This is a genomic window from Parendozoicomonas sp. 2304DJ65-17 (genome assembly GCF_058148445.1).
In genome coordinates, this window is sequence record NZ_JBYVJV010000002.1 from 546187 (window position 1) to 563903 (window position 17717).

The window sequence follows — 17717 nt, forward strand, 5'->3', positions numbered from 1 at the left end:
ATCAGATGGCAATATATCACATTGCTGGTGCAGTGTGGGGTAGGCAGAGTTGAACCATGGTTTTCAACCGCTACCCCGATACACATCTTTATTCTTGGTCTGGCTGATTTATCTGTTCGAGCTTAGCAATCACTTGCCACATAGCATTTTGGGTTGAGTCTTCTAAAACTGTGTTATCTATCAAATCTTTCAAGCTGGCAACTAAGTCCTGCTGATAACTGGATGGCTCGCCTGAGGTTACTAGTTCGTGACCTTCAAGCTCTCTACAGAATTTCCGGATGATCGGGTTTATATCAAAGCCCTGGCGTTGAAACCCCTCCAGTAGAGCAGGCATGACAACTGCAGTGTCGTGGTAATTGCTATTCCGTATCAAGAAACTTTTTGGGTGTGTGAGCAACTCATAAAAACACTTGAGGGTTGCTTGAGCCGCTGGGGTATCAATACCGAAGCAAGGGTGACACGTGCCGAAGTTGCCTACACAGGAGTAATCTTTACGCTGCGGCTGTTGGAGGAATATCTCGACAAACCGACAGTAAGTATCTCTTATCCTATCAACGGCGGGGCCGCTTTTGTCCCTCATCTGTTTGATGAGTGACTGCAATGCACCTGTATAGAAGAAAGAATAGGAACCAGATTTTCCTTTAGGTACGACAGTTCTTCCAGACAACGTGGGTTCAATCATGTCCAGAAGAATTTCAAATATTTCATTTTCTCTGGCAGTTAAATTATCAGCGGTTGCCAATAGGTGGATAACAGCCACTAGCAAATATTGGTTACTTGATGAAATACCTGATATGAAGTTTGGCAGAAGGATTTCAAGGATTTCTGTGCGTTGTTCTTTATCAAATATTCCATGCAGCAAAAATAAACACAGCTCTTTAAGCTGGTTATCGGTGCACTCGTCACAAGCCCATTTTTTAACAATGTCAGTAAAATATGTCTGAGCCTTTGGGTCGGCAGCATGCAAATGTTTGGCTTGTGCAGGCATTGCTGATGCGTTGGCGAGACCTATTAGAGCAACCTGGCCAACCAGAGTTCTGCGAATAGCGGAATATTGATGAGGGTGGAGGTGATTTCTTGCATAAAAATTTATGCAGAACATCAAGAGCTCCATATTATCTGCGCGGCCCTGCGCCCCTGTAATTTGTATCAACATGGCCAGAGATTTCGTACGCTCAGGTGTAGCGGAACAGCATAAGCTTTTTGCGGCTTTACAAAGTTCTTCGCTTGACCAGTTTTCTTTTATAAAGCCATAACAAATATTATCCAGCAACTCTAAGCATTGTTGGCCACTCAGGGTGTGTGGGATGCTATCAGGGACTTTAAGTACCCTTTCTACAGCTGCTGAATACTGATCGCTTGATGGGGGAACCACCTGTTGATCAATATTTTTATAAAACGTATAGCAAGCGTTTCTGGCTCGGTGTAAATCTACAGGACTAAGGTATCGAAAAATTATCACCTGTACCTCGGTAGGCAGTTTCTCAAACTGCGACTTTTTCGTGTCTTCAGTTTTTACTCTCTTCGATGATGAAGTGTGTTCGCTGAGACTACCTTGGAGCTTGCGTTTTCCAGCTATTGAATGGCTCGTATCACATTGTCCGACCCTAACTCTTTTGGCTTGGCAAACCTCTGCATCCTGAGATTCGGCTTTACGTTTGCGAGGGAGCGATGCACTCCCTTCTTCGGCTTCCACAGCAAAACCCATCCAGGAGCGAACGGTATTAAGGCCGCGAGTAGCAAGACTGCTTGCGGCAGTCATAGGTGCCTGCAGGCATCGTTTAACGCTTTCCATTCTTGGCATGGGGAAACCTCCATGTTGAGAGTCATGGAGGTTGGATTACTCTTTGCTAAACCAGTTCGCAGTTGGTTTTAACAAAGGTGTCAGGAAAAGTTGCAAGGGGTTGTGAGGCGGAAGCTATTCCTGTGGCAGTTCCAGCAGTTCCCGTGCCCAGTCAAGGCGCTCGGTTTTGCCTTCGCTGCCTGCTTTACGCATCTGTACACAAGGAGAGTGAATCAATTTGTTGGTCAGGCCTCTGGCCAGCTGTTGTAGAACCTGCTCTGGTGGCCGGCCATTTTCCAGAAGCCGCATGGCTTTTGCCAGCTCCTGAGTTTGAATGGTTTCTGCCTGAGAACGATAAGAACGTACAACTTCCACGGAATCCAGCGAGCGCATATGAGCCAGAAACTCATCGGCCCCGGATATCACCAGCTTTTCAGCTTCAATAGCTGCTTCCTGGCGACTGCGAACATTGTCTTCAATGACTTCTCGCAGGTCGTCCACTGTGTACAGGTAGATATCTGCAAGCCTGCCAACTTCCGGCTCAATATCACGGGGAACAGCAATATCCACCATAAACATGGGATTATGGCGGCGCTTTTTCAGGGCGCGTTCAACAGCGCCTTTTCCCAGTATCGGAAGCTGACTGGCTGTAGAAGCAATCACAATATCTGCCTGATGCAGGTATTCGGGAATATCTGCCAGCAGAATTGCTTCACCGGAAAATTTGTCTGCCAGCTTTAAAGCTCGCTCAAGGGTTCGGTTGGCAATAATAATCTTACCTACGCCTTGCTCTTTCAGATGTTGCGCTACCAAATCAATGGTTTCACCGGCGCCTATCAGAAGTGCGGTGTTCTCTTGCAGATTTGAAAATATTTGCCGGGCCAGGCTGACCGCTGCAAAAGCAACGGAAACCGGGTTTTCACCAATAGTGGTATGGGTGCGAACACGTTTGGCTGTGGTGAACACATTCTGGAACATGCGGCCGAGAGGGCCGTGGATGCTGCCTGCTTCCAGGGCAACAGCGTGGGCAGATTTCATCTGCCCCAGAATTTGAGGCTCACCAAGAACCAGGGAGTCGAGACCAGAGGCAACGCGCATAATATGGCGAATCGCTTCGACTTCCTGATGACTGTATGCATGCTCGGAAATATCAGAGGAGCTGGTGTGATGAAACTCTCCAAGCCACTGCAATACGGAGCTGGCGTTTGCGGTGCCCTGAATATAAATCTCAGTACGGTTGCAGGTAGAAATAATCGCTGCTTCCTGTACACCAGAAAGCTGCCGGATATCCTGCAGTGCTGGAATTAACTGTTCTGGAGTGAACGATACTGTTTCTCTCAGGCTGACCGGAGCCGTCCGGTGGTTAATGCCGACTGCGAGAAATCCCATAATCTACCATTGTGAGTGCTATATCAAAGATCCTGATAACGCCATCGGGAACAGAACCTAATATAAATAGGAACACAAAGATTATGGTTCCCACTCTGTTATGCCTTCCCTATTGTTGTTGAGGTATGGCTCATACAGGCCTGTTGCACCTATGTCAGGCATTCAGGTGCACGGGATTGTCCTATGGATATTGGATGACTGCAAATCTGTTCGGTGTTTTCCCGTGAGTCTTATGTCATTATGAGGCCATCTCTTCACATGAATGTGAGAAAAATTCATTACAACATGACTGCTTTCAAACAAGGTTCGTTCCGGCTGCCATTTCACAACATATGGGGTCGTAACCTTTTGGGTCGTAAACTTTTCCAGCTGTCAGGTGTAGCTGCTGCGGTATTGCTCACCGGTTGTGCTGGCATGAATCTTCCTGACAGCTTCCAGGGTTTCACAGGTAGCCAGCCTGAAAAATCCCCGAAGGCCGTTGAGCATAGAGTAGAGAGGGAAGAACTTCCTCCCGCTTCTTTTGAGCCTGACACTTTTTATGATCTGCTGGTTGCCGAGATGGCTGCTTACGAGCAGCGTTATGACCTGACCCTTGGCAATTATTTGCAACAGGCTCACAAAACGGAAGATCCAGGTTTAGCCGAGCGAGCCTATCAAGTAGCAACTTTCCTGAATGCCAGACAGGCAGCAAGAGACGCCTCCCAGCTATGGGTAAGAATTGATCCGGAAAACCCTGCTGCGATTCGGGCGCAGGCCGTTGAACAGATTTGGGAAGGTAAACTCATTCTTGCCCTCGGCCAGATGGAAAAAGTTCAGGCTGCGGGCCTCGATGCACCATTTATGTTTCTTGCCATTCAGGCAGGTGGAGCCGATGACGAAATCCGCAGTCAGCTTCTTGGGGAATATGACCGCCTGTTGAAACAATACCCTGGCGAGCAGACTCTGGAAATCGGGCGAGCCATGTTGTTGCATCAGTTAGGAAAACTAAATCAGGCTCTGACCCAGATAAACAAAACTATCCGGGAGCACGGTGAAGAACCCCCATCACTGCTTTTAAAGGGGCGTCTGTTGGCGGAGCTGGATCGCTTGGATGAAGCCGTTGCCATGTTGTCGGTGGCTGTTAAAAAATTCCCTGAAGCTCCACGGCTGAGACTTCTTTATGGCCGCCAGCTGGTAAAGCAAGGTGATCTGACTGGGGCTCAGAGACAGTTTGAAATGCTGGTTGAACAACAGCCCAGAAACCCAGAGCTTCTTCTATCAGTAGCTCTGGTTGCTATGGAAAATGGAATGCCAGGAGAAGCTGGCTTGTATTTCCATCGGCTAAGCAAAATCCCTGGGCGCAGTAACGTTGCGAACTTCTACCTGGGGCGTTTGGCTGAACAGATGGAAGATTGGCGGGAAGGGCGCAAAAGCTATTTAAAGGTAAAACCTGGCAAGCAGTTTATCCCCGCCTACTCCTCTTTGGTGCGCATGTTGTCTGACCATGATCAGTGGGAAATGGCACAGCAGGATCTTCAGCAGGCTCGAGAACAGTATCCCGATTTCGCCCCCCAGTTTTATATGATGGAAGGTGAGGTTTTGCTGGAACAGCGTGGTTACGATGAAGCTGCCAGAGTTTATGACAAGGCACTGGAAGAGTTTCCCGATAATGTAAACCTGCTTTACTCCCGGGCTATGTTGGCAGAAAAGTTAGATGATCTTGTCCGTCTTGAAGTTGAACTGAATCGCATACTAAAGAAAGACCCTGACAATGCTGCAGCACTGAATGCTTTGGGTTATACCCTTGCAGACAGGACCGACCGGATTCAGGAAGCGAAAAAACTTGTTTACCGGGCTTATGAACTGAAGCCGGATGATCCATCCATTATCGACAGTATGGGGTGGGTTGAGTACCGACTGGGTAACTACAAAGAGTCTCTTCGTTACCTCAGAAAGGCTTACGAGTTGTTTGACGATGCAGAAGTCGCAGCACATTTAGGTGAAGTGTTGTGGGTCAGCGGTGATCGTGAGGAAGCGATACAAGTATGGGATGCAGCTGTAGAGCGACAGCCAGACAGTGAAGTTCTTAAATCGACTATTGAGCGTTTGAAAACAGCCGAAAAGGAATAGCACGTTTCTTTAGTGGCTAATTTTTATGAGTAAAAAATTGTTTCCCCGGTTTTCAATATCCAGCGCAAGTGCGCTGGTTTCTTTTCTGGCAGTACTGTTTCTTGCCGGGTGTGCAGGTGGGCCACCTGAAAAGCCTGAAGTAGTACTTTCTGATGAAGCTCTGCAGCAAGCCTGGCAAAACAACCATGCAAGAGCCAAAGCTATAACTCAGTGGGAAGTTCGCGGACGGGCTGGAGTTGTTACCAAAGAACAGTCCGGTGCTGTGACTATTCGCTGGGATCGTTCCCCCGCAGCATTTTCTATTTATATGTCTGGCCCTCTTGGGCAGACACTTGCCCGGCTTGAAGGGCAGGGGGAAGTTGGCAGCTCCCGAAAAATTACTCTCGATGTGCCGGGGCAGGATCCGGTAAGTGCCACTTCTGCAGAAGAACTTCTGTACCGCCAGACCGGGTGGATTCTACCTTTCTCTTCACTGGACTACTGGCTTCGTGGCATTCCGGCACCCGGAGAAGATTATGTACGGGTTCTGAATGCTCAGGGCTATCTTGCCGAGTTGCAGCAAAATGGTTGGCGAGTGGTGTATGGTAGTTACCGTAATGTGAAGGGTGTGCGATTGCCCGAAAAGATCAAGGCTGAGCGGGATGGTGTCAGGGTGATTTTTTCTATCCGTGAGTGGTCTTTGAACAGCTAACTTTGCGTTTGACCATAGAGTGATTTCGGTCTTTTGGTGGTCTTTTGGATTTGACAGAAGAGCATGTGAACAGTAGAGTAGCGCCGCCTTCGGGAGACGGACTCTTCCGAATCGCTGCAAGATCGTCTTCCTAGTATTGCAAGTTGCTTTGGAGATTTCAGAGCAGGTTGCAGTTGTCTCGGGTGTCGGTGTAATCTTCCAGCATTCGGGTGCGAAATAATAATATTAAAGACGCTACTTTGTGAAAGATAGATGGGGTGTCGCCAAGCGGTAAGGCAACGGGTTTTGATCCCGTCATGCGCAGGTTCGAATCCTGCCACCCCAGCCATACTTATCTGTATCATGCCGTCATGTAAGCAATACTCCCGGAGCTTGGCCTATTTCACCCATGCAATGATCCAAGGTATTTGTCGTGTCTAAAATGATGGTGTTCGCCGGGAATTCTAACCCGGAACTTGTTCAGAAAGTTGTTGACCATCTGCATATTCCTCTCGGCAAGGCCTCGGTCGGCCGTTTTAGTGATGGTGAAATCGCTGTAGAGATTCAGGAAAACGTTCGTGGTAAAGACGTTTTCATCATTCAGTCTACCTGCTCCCCAACTAACGATAACCTGATGGAACTGCTGGTAATGGCAGACGCCATGCGTCGCTCTTCTGCCCAGCGTGTTACTGCCGTTATGCCTTATTTCGGTTATGCCCGTCAGGATCGCCGTCCACGTTCTTCCCGTGTGCCTATCAGCGCCAAAGTTGTTGCCGACATGATCGCCAGCGTTGGTGTTGACCGTGTTCTGACTGTAGACCTGCACGCGGACCAGATTCAGGGCTTCTTCGATATTCCTGTAGATAACATCTACGGCTCCCCTGTTCTGCTGGACGATATTGAGCGTCGCGGTTTTGAAAACACTATGGTTGTTTCTCCTGACCACGGTGGCGTTGTACGTGCCCGTGCTTTCGCCAAGCATCTGAACACTGATCTGGCCATCATCGACAAGCGTCGCCCAGAAGCGAACCGTGCGGAAGTTATGAACATCATCGGTGATGTGAATGGCCGCACCTGTATCCTGGTTGATGACATGGTCGATACCGCCGGAACCCTGTGCATGGCTGCGAAAGCCCTGAAGGCCAAAGGTGCTATCAAGGTTGTTGCTTATGCCAGCCACCCGGTTCTGTCTGGTCGCGCACTGGAAAATGTAACCAATGCTGAGCTGGATGAGCTGGTTATTACCAATACTATTCCTTTGAGCCCTGCTGCTCAGGCGATCGACAAGATTCGTGCTCTGGATATGTCTCCTCTGATTGCTGAATCCGTGCGTCGTATCAGCAATGCTGAATCTATCAGTGCCATGTTCCGTTAATGTGAACGCTGATAATTGATTCTGAAAGCCCGGCTATAAGTCGGGCTTTTTTGTGGGTGCAATTTTTTATGTTGATGGAATTGTCATTCCCGGCAAATGCTGTCTGAGAATGAAGGCTATAGAGTGGGGCACAAGAATTATAAGCTAGGGAGAGAGTCGTTATGCATCCACTGTTACGAGACCATATCTGCATCTATAGCCATAAAGTCACCTGGGGAGAGATGGATGCCTTTGACCATGTGAATAACACGGTTTATTTCCGTTACTTTGAGAATACCCGGATCACGCACTTCGAAGAATTGAAGTTTATGGATTACATGAAGCGTGACCAGGTTGGCCCCATCCTTGCCGAAACCAGCTGCCGCTTCAAAGCGCCTCTTACATATCCTGATACGGTCTATATTGGCATTCAGATTGAGGAATTAACGGAAGACAGCTTTGTTCACAAATACACTGTGGTCAGTGAGAAAATGAATCGGGTTGTGGCTGAAGGGCGCGGAAAAATAGTCTGTTTCAATTACGGTCAGGGTAAAAGAGCGAATATGCCAGAGGCTGTTTTTCAGGCACTGGAGAGTGCGGAAACTGTAACAGCGTAAGGTGTTAAGGGGGAAACCCTAGCCCGCGCCGATTGTTGTTACGGAGAACCACCAAAAATCAGGGTAATAATTCCTCAGGATCGTTTGGCAAACATGCTGCGAGCCGTTATCATACGCCGCTTGTTTTTCGGGTGGATCTGGTCGCGGTTCTGCCCATGCTTAAATCCAATTGGAGACTATCATGTCCGAATTTACTCTGAACGCTGTAGCGCGTAAGGACGTAGGGAAAGGTGCGAGCCGCCGCCTGCGCCACGCTGACCTGGTTCCTGCCATCATCTACGGTGGTGAATCTACTCCTGTACAGGTTACCCTGGAAGGCAAAGCTGTACGTAAAGCTCTGGAGTCCGAAGCTTTCTACTCTTCTATCGTGACTCTGTCTGTAGATGGCAAGAGCCAGCAAGCTCTGCTGAAGGACGTTCAGCGTCACCCTGCTCGTGGCGATGCTATGCACATGGACTTCCTGCGTGTTGACGCTGCTCACGAAGTAACTACTTCTGTACCTCTGCACTTCATCAACGAAGAAACTTCTGTTGGTGTTAAAGCTGGCGGTGCTGTATCCCACAACCTGCAGGAAGTAGAAGTACGCTGCCTGCCTGCTGATCTGCCTGAGTTCATCGAAGTAGACATGGCTGCTGTTGAACTGGGTGCTTCCCTGCACCTGTCCGACCTGTCCGTACCTGCTGGCGTAACTCTGACTCAGCTGGCTCACGGCGAAGATCACGACCTGCCAGTAGTGAGCATCAACGCTCCTCGCGGTGGCGAAGAAGAAGCTGAAGGCGAAGAAGCCGAAGGCGAAGAATAAGTTAGACAACTGGCATTGAGGCAGGATACTCGTGGCTAAGGCAGCTGATGCTTCCATAGAATTGATTGTTGGCCTGGGTAACCCGGGCCGCGAATACGATGATACACGCCACAATGCCGGCGTCTGGTTTATTGAAGAGTTGGCCCGCTCTGCCGGTGTCACTCTTCAGCCCGAGAAGAAATTTCACGGGCTGACAGCTCGGATATCTCTGCAAGGCAGGGGTGTCCGTCTGCTCTTTCCGACCACGTTTATGAATCGCAGTGGTCAGGCGGTTGCCGCAATGGCAAATTTTTACCGCATCTCTCCTGAACAAATTCTTGTTGCTCACGATGAACTGGATATTCCTGTTGGAACTGCACGCCTGAAGCAGGGCGGAGGCCATGGTGGCCATAACGGTTTGCGGGATATTATCAGCAGCCTTGGCAACAATAAGAACTTTCACCGTCTACGGCTTGGGATTGGTCATCCTGGTGATAGCAGCAAAGTTGTTGGCTATGTGCTGAATAAGCCTTCCCGGGAAGAAGATCGTAAGATTCGTGAAGCAATTGATGAGTCTGCGCGAATTATGCCAGAAGCCATGGGTGGCTCCTGGGCGAAGGCTGTTCAGCAGCTTCATACATTCTCAGCCTGAAGCTGCCATAAAGAGCTTTAATTAAGGCATTGAAGCTCGAAGTGCCTGAATGTGGAAAACTCTCCCATATCCTTAATTTCCCCTGTAGCAGTGTTGAATTTCTTAGCCTGAATTCTTCCGTTTTCGTCAATGGTCATAGTGAATGTGCTTGCACCTTTATTTAGAACGTAGGAATCACCACGGTTTTTGACAACTTGATAGCCGGTGCTTGTTGTGTCGCCTAGGGCAACTATTTCTTTTCTGGCATTTTCTTTCAGAGACTCTTTCACACCGTTTTCATCCCTCTCTGTAAGGAAGTTACTTCCTTTGTAGAGAATAAATTTAGATGTCCGGTCGTAATCTTCTTTCAGTTTATGGTCTACGTCTTCACGAGGTGTCGTGCCACTGGCAACCTTATCTGTGAAGGAACAAAGCGCATCAATGGTTTCCCGACCACCAGTCAGGCCACTATATGTCATAAAGTGGGGGCTGGTAGCTGCATCCCCTGATGCTGCAACTGTCAGGGATGGGCCGCCATGCTGTCCTTTAACAACGGTGAAGTCATCGAGAGGCTTTTCCTGTGCAACGGGGAACGTTGTGGCGAACTGTTTATTCATTTGTGCGTGAGTTACACCGAGCTTTTTAGCAAAGCCTTGTTTCTCTCCAGCTGTCTGGAACCATAGCTGGCGTAACAACTTTTGAATTTGTTTCTTTTCATCAGCATCTTTAAGGTTCGAACCAACAGTTTCCATCCAGTCATGTACTGGGCCTGGAATCTCCATACCGAGGTAGATGAGGTTGCGGTTCTCGAAGGTTCGCAGTTGGCAAACCTCATCATTGATTGCAGTGAGCATGTCATTCAGGTCAGGTGTATCTCTATCGATGCGCCCTGCTTTAAGGTCATCGATAACTTCGTTCAATAAAGCTTTGTCATCTTCTGGAACTGTGTCGAGTAGAGGGCGGAGATCACCTTCAGTTAAACCCAGAGCGCGAACAAGGTCTTTCCGGGCATTGCTCGATAAAAGGATTCCCAGATTACCCGTGAACGGATGCAGAGCTTCATGAATCTGAGCGCGATAGTTATCCTGGAATTCCGCATCGGTGGCCAGCACATCCTGAAATGCTGGAAAGGTTTCCAGACGATCATTGTTGATAGATCCTTCCCATGACGCCACGCCATACTGTTTAGGGTGGGTGACCGGGCAGTGATTCAGGAACTTGTTTCTGGTTGGGCTTTCTTTACCGCCAGCACAAATCAACAGGTCGGCTTCAAACACTTCCTCAAGCTGCTGTTTAGGATTTTTGGCGGCTCCTGGATCATACTTGCTTTTGTATTCTGCTTTGATCCGGTATTTCCCCCCTGGTTGCTCCGGTGGCTCAACACCGGAGAGTTCGTGAGCAGCCAGTCTCTGGATACGTGGTGGGTCATGAGGGTCAGAGGCAACCAGTTCAGAAAGTCGTTTATGCAGGGCTTCTTCAAGAGCTTTGGTCACTATATGGGTTGAACCATCTGGCTGAAGTTTGGTTTTCCCGGATTCTGGGGCAAATAATTCATCAAACTGTTCACCCAGATAATAACGAAGGTCTTTAATCCATTGGTTATCCAGACGAACAATCTGTGGGCGGTTGTAGAGAGTGTCCCGCTGCTCAAGAACAACAACATCGCCACCTTTCTCGTACTGGCGCATGGCTGAGATCAAGCCGACTGGCCCGCCGCCCTCGATAACAACTTTAGGGTGGTTCGGTTTGCTGTTGTGAGAGTCGTGCATAAATTGAAGTTGAGCATCGTACATCACTTGTCCGGCTAGTTTTTCAACCTCTTCAAGCTGCTTATAGGTTTGGTTAACGCCTGGACCACATAATGATGAGCTTCTTAGAACATCTGGCGCCCATTTTCGGCCAATAGTCGAATTGATAGTATGCAGATGTGCACGAGCTTCTGCTGCTCTAGCCAGACTGGGTTGTAATTTCTTGAGCAGTCGATTTCTCTGATCTCTCAAGGCCTGCCTTTGTGGTTCGGGAAGATCTGGTTTGGCCATTTCGAGCCAAAGCTTCTGAGCTTTATCGATATTTTTCTTCAGTTTTGGGGTATTTAAATGACGTAGCAGATTTTGGGAGTCAGAAAATTCATTTCTGATTTCTTCAGACTGTAATGCATCTCCAAGAGCGACTGTTACCTTGTTGTATACAGGAGATTGTGGAGCAAGTTTCTTCAGAGCGTCAACATCGTGTTTGGTGAAGTGATCAGGCCTGTCACCGGTTGCTGAGTGCTTTTGGTCCGCTTTATTTTTCAGATCCTTAACATAGGCTTTCAGGTGTGGGTAATCTTGATCATAAGCTTGAAATCCTGTCACGATTTGCTGGAACGATTCGGGAGCGTGGGTTTCGAAGTCCTCGAGAAGTTTGCTGGTTATATCTATAGAAGTCTGGTCATACAGGCGTCTCTGCAGAGTGTCTTCAAAATGCTGCTCCAGGGTAGCGCTAAATGCAGTAAAGTCTTTTGCTACTTCAGGGTTTTGCAGAGCACAACTTTGGACTGCTCTCATAAAGTGCCTGGTATCAGCAACACTGACAGAAGGTAACTTGGCTTGTAAGCGAGCCATTTCCTGTTTGGCTGTTTTCTCTGCTGTACCTAAGGGGAGCAGAAGATAAGTTTCAGCGAACGCCCCTACACTGGCCTGTTCATTTCTATTCATAAACGGGAAAGTGCCACTACGTATATCGGTTACCAGGCGCTCTTTTAGCGGGGTGGTAGCAGGAGTTTCTGAAGCTTGCAAAGCCAGCAAGGCCTGATCGTGCAAAGCCTGTTTGGCTTTCTGATTCCCGAGAGTATTTTTCAACCAGCGTACCAGAGACCAGTTTGGAGCCATTTTAACAACGACTCGACCCTGAGAGTCTGTACCTATATCGAGACGCCCCTTGGAGCCTTTGGCAAGCTCTATCTGATCAAGGTTATGGGCAAAAGTGACCGGTTGGTGGCTTGAGGCTCTGAACATTATTTCTTCCCTGAATTAAGCTCCTTCTAGGGAAGTGTATACGGTCAGAAATAAAACCTGAGAAAGTGTCAGTTGTTTGGCATTTAAGGGCTTAAAGGCAGTTAATACAAAGCCTGATTACCCGTCTGTAAGCAGCCCCTGCCTGATAGCCATGGCTTGAATATCTTCGAGCTTTCGGTAGTAGGTTGCAAAACCTCTTGCGAATAGTCCTTCAGTGCGCAGGGTTTCAGGCTGCCATTTTCCGCTCAATTGCCTATTAATCTGCTGTAGATTTTCTACAGCAGATTTCACCTGTTCAGTATTCCAATCGATTCGGGGCTTGAGACCGTCAAGGTATAGCTGGTGGTGATCTCTATCCAGTTTATGGTGCTTTGGATTGGCTATATATTCCTGCTCAACTCTCACCTGCTCCATAAGTGTTTCACACTTATCAATGTCAAAATTGATAACTGCCTGAGCCCCTGATTTAAGCTTTAAATCCGTATAAGTTTTTTGCACGTCACCCTGTAGTTCTTTGAACACGCCAAAGGTGTGGGAATCAACTCGGTCTTCCCATCTCTGAAGTTGTATTAACTCCTGATGGTCAACTTGCCCTGATGGGTTAAGTTTCGCTCGTTTTAATGGCATCTGCAGGTGTTGGCGGATAGCTGCACCAGCCTGTGAGTTTGGCGTATTGAGTGCTGTTTCCATTTGTTGGTCGAAGTCACTGTCGCTCAAGAGTTCTGCCAGATACTGCAACCGGTTTTCGGTCGCTATGCTGCAGCAGTTGTTATAAGCAAGAGCGTATCCGGTAAAGGAAGGGTGATCAGCCAGCTGCTGGTATAGATCGACAGCCTCAGGCGAAACCATGCCAGGTTGTAGAAAGGAAACCGTGAAATAGTGCTGTATAAAGGAATCCATATCTGCTGGCAGCATTTGATCGGGCTGGTTCTTGAATTGCCTAACCTGCTGCAGAAGTTCATGCTGAGCGTACTTGAACTCTTGCTCCTTAGAGCGCATTGAGACTGCTGATTCGGAGTACTTGGTTCTTTCCTGAGCATTTACTCGTGGGATAACGCCACTGCTGATATCTTTGGCAACCCTGAGAGCCAAAGGTGTTGGCTGGGAAGCGTACTCAATAGCCTGAAGATGAAGAGTATTAAGAATATCCCGCCGGTTGCCTGAGAATGTGTTTTTCAGCCATCGAATAATGGAGCGTTCAGGGTAAACGGTGACAACAACGTGTCCCATTTTATCTCTGCTGAGTTCCATTTTTGATTTGGAACCGCCACAGCTTTCCAGCTTACCGAGGTTATCAGCAAACTCTTGCTGAGTTGACCCAGGCATTTTTCCCAAAGAATGAAACATTGGCCTTCCCTGCCAGAGTATGTCGTTTCAGAACAGTATAGAGATAATGACAGAGAAGCTGAGTGAGGGGGGAGTAGAGCAGGCGCTGAGGCCTGCTCCAAAAGGCAGTAGATCAGTCTTTTTTGAGGAATACACCCCAGTTGAACAGGCCAATCATAATGCCACCACCGATGATGTTGCCGATGGTTACCGGGATAAGGTTCTTCCAGATCATATTGTCGAAAGTGATGTTCGAGAAGCTGGAAGCGGTTTTACCAATCTCGCTCCAGAACTCAGGAGCGGCAACAGCTTTGATAGCCAGGCCGATAGGCAGTAGGTACATATTGGCGATAGAGTGCTCAAAACCGGAAGCGATAAACATGGCAACAGGAAGAATCATGGCCATCATTTTGCCACTTGCAGTACGGGCGCTGTAGCTCATCCATACAGCCAGACACACCATCAGGTTGCAGAGGATGCCCAGAACCAGTGCCTGACCAAAAGAGTGGCCCATTTTTGCGTTAGCAATATAAAGGGCCGATGAACCGATAGCGCCGTGACCACCTTCCCACTGGCCGGTGTAGATGATCATTGCAACCATCAGCAGAGAACCAATCAGGTTACCTGCGTAAACAACGCCCCAGTTCTTGAGCATGGTTGCGACTTTAACTTTGCGACTGGCAACAGGAATAGTAATCAGAGTACTGCTGGTAAACAGGTCTGCCCCACACAGAACAACAGCCATCAGACCCATGCTGAAAGAAATGCCGCCGATAAACTTGGCCAGCCCGTAGGGAAGGGCAGAAGAGCCAGCAGAAACCGTGGTGTAGAAAACACCGGCAAGAGCAATCATCACTCCAGCCATAATAGCCAGAGCAAAGGTTTTCGCAGGAGCTTTAGATGCCTTGCCCAGGGCAACCTGTTCGCCTAGCTCGGCCATTGCATAAGGGGAGCGCACTCCGATTTCTAAAGCGTTTGAAGTCATAGGCATGTCTTATCTGGGGGAGAGATTACGGCCGTTTCGTCAAGGTAACGGTAGCGACCAGCCATTATTTGTTCATTTAATGCGCAAACAATAAGCTGGATGTGGATTCAACAAAATACGTAAAAAAACTATTATTAAGTTAAGCCTGTGGATGATGTTGGAATTTTGTGAAGGCTCACGACGTAACGAAGCGATCCACCGGCCTGTAGTGCGTTAAATGGGTAACAGGTAATCAGTATCAGCCCTTCTGTATTGGCAACTCGTAGTGGCTGCTGAGTAATATTTATTACCTGTATGTGAGTTACCCGATACCTCTGCCATACACCGCTTGCTCCTTGCAGGTGGAGTTGATCGTCCAGCTGAAGATCTTTGAGAAATTTAAAGTGGGTGTCTCTGTGACCACTGATAATTTTGGTTTCAGTATTATGAGTACGGGGTAACATACCCGGCCCGAAAGCCAGTGCCTGCCCGCTGGCATCGGCAAGCACATATTGATCAACACCCAAGCGGGGAACAGACAATCTGGCCACAGGCCAAGTATCAGCCCATTGCCAGGGTGGAACGAATGTTTCTGGTTGCTCAAGAGACTGTTGCCATGCTGCAGCAATAAGGTACTGAGCCAGTTGTGCTTTGGTATGAATGTACCCTGCACGTCCCAATTGCCATGTAGCTACTGCCAGCAGTGTAGCAATAAGCACCAGTGAGAGCAGTTTTCGTGTTGTCATGTTTATGGCCGGGGTTCTGATATTATCCATTAGGCCTGCACACCCTGTTTCCGGTGGGAGTGATAGCTGAGCATCAATGCAGCTAAGATAGCCAGTAATCCTGCAATCAGATCGAGGCCCGTACCATTGGCTGTTTGCGGCCAGGCATGGCTTTTCATAGCCTGCAATTGAGGTGTCTGGCCTTCAGGGGCTGTGTTTGGGATTATGGTTTTCTTTTGTAATGCTTCTGCTGTGCGTGATGGTGTTTGGTCAACAGCAACAAAACTTGTGTATTTGGTGACCAATTGATTTTTAAGAGCCAGGGGCAGAACTTTGTCGCGCACTTTTTCTGGATCTTCGCCACGAGTTTTCCCATCTTCCAGTTGTTCGATTTTTGTTCTGGCCCATAGCCTGGCTACACCTGTGCTTTGAGCTGCATTGCTCTGGGATAGCTGTTGTTGCCAGTCACGAGACCCGTTTCTTCCGGTTATTGTGAACTTATTTTCTGCAGCTTGTCCTTTAATACGAGCACTGACGATTATTGGTTCGCCAGCATAAAGATCTGGAATACGCGAAGGCAACATTTCTACCTGCAACCCTTCAGGCCAATGCAGAGTTATATTTGTTGTCAGAGGGGATTCCAGTTTCTGAAACAATGCTGACATTTTCTCTGCTACTTCATTGGCATTATTTATCCATGTATGGGTACCTCGACCGGCTTCCGCAGATTTACGCATAAACCAGCTGTTGGGCGCAGAACCGATGCCTACCGTAAACAGGCGACTGCTGCCCAATTGTTGCTGGATTTGCTGAAATAACGCCTCTTCATTACCTACAGCACCATCGGTAATAAACACAACTTGCCGGATGTAGTCCTTGGGTGTTTCACCTTGTTCGGTAAGTGCGGCCTGCAGGGCTGGAGCCATCTCAGTGCCGCCGTTGGCTTTCAAGGAACGAATGAACGACAGAGCCCGGCGGGTATTATTGTGATCAGCCATGACAGGCTGTGGGTAAAGTAAGCTGAAGCTGGAGTTGAATTCGATAATGTTGAACCGGTCCTGAGGAGAAAGGCGTTTGATTGCGGTTTCCAATGCTTGCTTTGCCTGACGAATGGATACTCCTCCCATGGAGCCTGAAGTATCAATAATAAAGACCATCTCTCTGGCAATGCGTTGTGTTTGTAAGGAGTTTTGAGGAGGCATTAGCATTAAGAGCACGTGCTGCTCATTTTCCAATAGCGGGTTCGAGGGAGTCAGGTTTTTTTCTACAAATAGAGCTGCTTCAGGTGTGGTTTCCGGTGTGGGTTGCCAGCTCAAGATAAAATCTTTGTCCATTGGCACAATCATGTTGGCAGGTGTTATCTGGTAAGCATTGTCGGCATGCGTGGTTTTTAAAGTATGAGAAGGACTGGTAATTCTGGCCAAAGTCATTCCAGCTTCCAACATAACGTTAAGGCGCATAGGGTTTTGTATGTGTTCTGGCGATAAGCTTGGAAGGTGAACTTGTGGAGTAATGCGGTCAGCATCTGGCACCTGATGGGTTGGAAATCCCCAGCCGGAGCCTGGATTAACAATGATCTCTTCCGTGGGGACAGGTGCTATTGGTTGCCCTGGTATATAGCGAGGGGTAATGGTCATCGGAAAGCGTAAATTAAATTGCCCCCGATCATATTGAACAGTTTGCTGGTAGCTGAGAGTGACAGATATTGTGTCCTTAGGAGCAATATTCGCAACACTTGTGGTGAACATATTTGGCCGCTCCTGTTCCACCAGAGCCACTCGCTTGCCGCTGTTAACCGCTTGCTGGTAGATTTTTTTGGCCTGCTGTTTTTCCTTAATCTGCCCCTCAATAATTCGTTCGCCAATGGTCATGCGCATTTGGTAAACAGCCGCATCGTCAGGTAGGGGGAATACATAAATTCCTTCTTGCCAATTGTCGGTAGTATTAGTGAACGTTTGGGTGAGTTTGACCTGAGCAATCATACCGGTGATAGAAATATCAGCTTCACTCGCCTGTAAAATGGCCATGTGGTATTGACCACTGTCGCCGGTTTTATACAGCAGTTGACCGGATTCAACTTCAGCCAAAGTGATGTATTGCTCGATATTATCGCTGGCTTCAAGGTTGATGACCTGAAAGCCTAAAAGCAGAGCAAGTGCTATAGCAAAGAATGATAGTGAATCAGTTTGTTGTGTTTTGAGAGTTGTAGATGACACGTAGTTTCGGCTCCTTCCCCAGATAAATAATCTGGATCTATTGAACCGAATTTTTCTGGCACTCTTCAGGATGAAAAGTGATCAATGAAGAATCAATTGTGGCGAATTATGCACAGGGCTACTGAATGTTCTGGATGATTTGTAGATGCACGTAAA

At 48.1% G+C, this 17717-nt stretch carries 13 protein-coding genes and 1 tRNA gene; 7 read left to right on the forward strand and 7 right to left on the reverse strand.

All coding sequences use genetic code 11. The annotated features are described in order from the left end of the window. Positions 1 to 88 precede the first annotated feature (88 nt). The gene (locus tag ACY2RR_RS07450; RefSeq protein ID WP_490107511.1) at positions 89 to 1804 is read right to left on the reverse strand and encodes an F-box protein; all 1716 of its coding nucleotides are present in this window, start codon (positions 1802 to 1804) and stop codon (positions 89 to 91) included. Between the two features lie 114 nt (positions 1805 to 1918). Next, the gene (hemA, locus tag ACY2RR_RS07455) at positions 1919 to 3172 is read right to left on the reverse strand and encodes a glutamyl-tRNA reductase (protein ID WP_490107512.1); all 1254 of its coding nucleotides are present in this window, start codon (positions 3170 to 3172) and stop codon (positions 1919 to 1921) included. Between the two features lie 348 nt (positions 3173 to 3520). Between hemA and ACY2RR_RS07460 the strand changes: the two genes are divergently transcribed. From ACY2RR_RS07460 to pth, 7 genes are all read left to right on the forward strand, one after another. Then, entirely contained in the window at positions 3521 to 5281 is a 1761-nt protein-coding gene (locus ACY2RR_RS07460; protein ID WP_490107513.1) for a tetratricopeptide repeat protein, read from the forward strand. Positions 5282 to 5306: 25 nt separating this feature from the next. Then, positions 5307 to 5972 carry a lipoprotein insertase outer membrane protein LolB gene (gene lolB / locus ACY2RR_RS07465; protein WP_490107514.1) on the forward strand — a complete coding sequence of 222 codons (666 nt, stop codon included), beginning with the start codon at positions 5307 to 5309 and terminating at the stop codon, positions 5970 to 5972. A gap of 253 nt (positions 5973 to 6225) precedes the next feature. Continuing rightward, positions 6226 to 6300: transfer RNA gene (locus ACY2RR_RS07470), tRNA-Gln, on the forward strand. A gap of 84 nt (positions 6301 to 6384) precedes the next feature. After that, positions 6385 to 7326: a ribose-phosphate pyrophosphokinase gene (locus tag ACY2RR_RS07475; protein ID WP_490107515.1), complete on the forward strand. Its 942-nt coding sequence runs from the start codon at positions 6385 to 6387 to the stop codon at positions 7324 to 7326. A 161-nt stretch (positions 7327 to 7487) separates the two neighbouring features. Continuing rightward, the gene (locus ACY2RR_RS07480; RefSeq protein WP_490107516.1) at positions 7488 to 7922 is read left to right on the forward strand and encodes an acyl-CoA thioesterase; all 435 of its coding nucleotides are present in this window, start codon (positions 7488 to 7490) and stop codon (positions 7920 to 7922) included. A gap of 181 nt (positions 7923 to 8103) precedes the next feature. After that, positions 8104 to 8724, forward strand: a complete 621-nt coding sequence (locus tag ACY2RR_RS07485; RefSeq protein ID WP_490107517.1) for a 50S ribosomal protein L25/general stress protein Ctc — start codon at positions 8104 to 8106, stop codon at positions 8722 to 8724. Positions 8725 to 8755: 31 nt separating this feature from the next. After that, positions 8756 to 9355: an aminoacyl-tRNA hydrolase gene (gene pth, locus ACY2RR_RS07490; protein WP_490107518.1), complete on the forward strand. Its 600-nt coding sequence runs from the start codon at positions 8756 to 8758 to the stop codon at positions 9353 to 9355. A 17-nt stretch (positions 9356 to 9372) separates the two neighbouring features. On the opposite strand, the gene ACY2RR_RS07495 is transcribed toward pth, so the two are convergent. The 5 genes from ACY2RR_RS07495 to ACY2RR_RS07515 form a co-directional block, all read right to left on the reverse strand. Further along, a complete protein-coding gene (locus tag ACY2RR_RS07495) occupies positions 9373 to 12330 on the reverse strand; it encodes an FAD-dependent oxidoreductase (protein WP_490107519.1) in 2958 nt (985 codons plus the stop codon). Between the two features lie 117 nt (positions 12331 to 12447). Continuing rightward, entirely contained in the window at positions 12448 to 13677 is a 1230-nt protein-coding gene (locus tag ACY2RR_RS07500; RefSeq protein WP_490107520.1) for a hypothetical protein, read from the reverse strand. A gap of 112 nt (positions 13678 to 13789) precedes the next feature. Then, positions 13790 to 14647, reverse strand: a complete 858-nt coding sequence (gene focA / locus ACY2RR_RS07505; RefSeq protein ID WP_490107521.1) for a formate transporter FocA — start codon at positions 14645 to 14647, stop codon at positions 13790 to 13792. Positions 14648 to 14775: 128 nt separating this feature from the next. After that, positions 14776 to 15396 carry a class GN sortase gene (locus ACY2RR_RS07510; protein WP_490107522.1) on the reverse strand — a complete coding sequence of 207 codons (621 nt, stop codon included), beginning with the start codon at positions 15394 to 15396 and terminating at the stop codon, positions 14776 to 14778. Further along, a complete protein-coding gene (locus ACY2RR_RS07515; protein WP_490107523.1) occupies positions 15396 to 17561 on the reverse strand; it encodes a marine proteobacterial sortase target protein in 2166 nt (721 codons plus the stop codon). The genes ACY2RR_RS07510 and ACY2RR_RS07515 overlap by 1 nt, the downstream gene beginning before the upstream one ends. Positions 17562 to 17717 lie beyond the last annotated feature (156 nt).

Coding starts and splice junctions, on each gene's coding strand:
- hemA (WP_490107512.1), bottom strand. CDS start 3,172: ATGGGATTTCTCGCAGTCGGCATTAACCACCGGACGGCTCCGGTCAGC.
- ACY2RR_RS07450 (WP_490107511.1), bottom strand. CDS start 1,804: ATGCCAAGAATGGAAAGCGTTAAACGATGCCTGCAGGCACCTATGACT.
- ACY2RR_RS07510 (WP_490107522.1), bottom strand. CDS start 15,396: ATGGATAATATCAGAACCCCGGCCATAAACATGACAACACGAAAACTG.
- ACY2RR_RS07485 (WP_490107517.1), top strand. CDS start 8,104: ATGTCCGAATTTACTCTGAACGCTGTAGCGCGTAAGGACGTAGGGAAA.
- ACY2RR_RS07500 (WP_490107520.1), bottom strand. CDS start 13,677: ATGTTTCATTCTTTGGGAAAAATGCCTGGGTCAACTCAGCAAGAGTTT.
- focA (WP_490107521.1), bottom strand. CDS start 14,647: ATGCCTATGACTTCAAACGCTTTAGAAATCGGAGTGCGCTCCCCTTAT.
- lolB (WP_490107514.1), top strand. CDS start 5,307: ATGAGTAAAAAATTGTTTCCCCGGTTTTCAATATCCAGCGCAAGTGCG.
- ACY2RR_RS07480 (WP_490107516.1), top strand. CDS start 7,488: ATGCATCCACTGTTACGAGACCATATCTGCATCTATAGCCATAAAGTC.
- ACY2RR_RS07495 (WP_490107519.1), bottom strand. CDS start 12,330: ATGTTCAGAGCCTCAAGCCACCAACCGGTCACTTTTGCCCATAACCTT.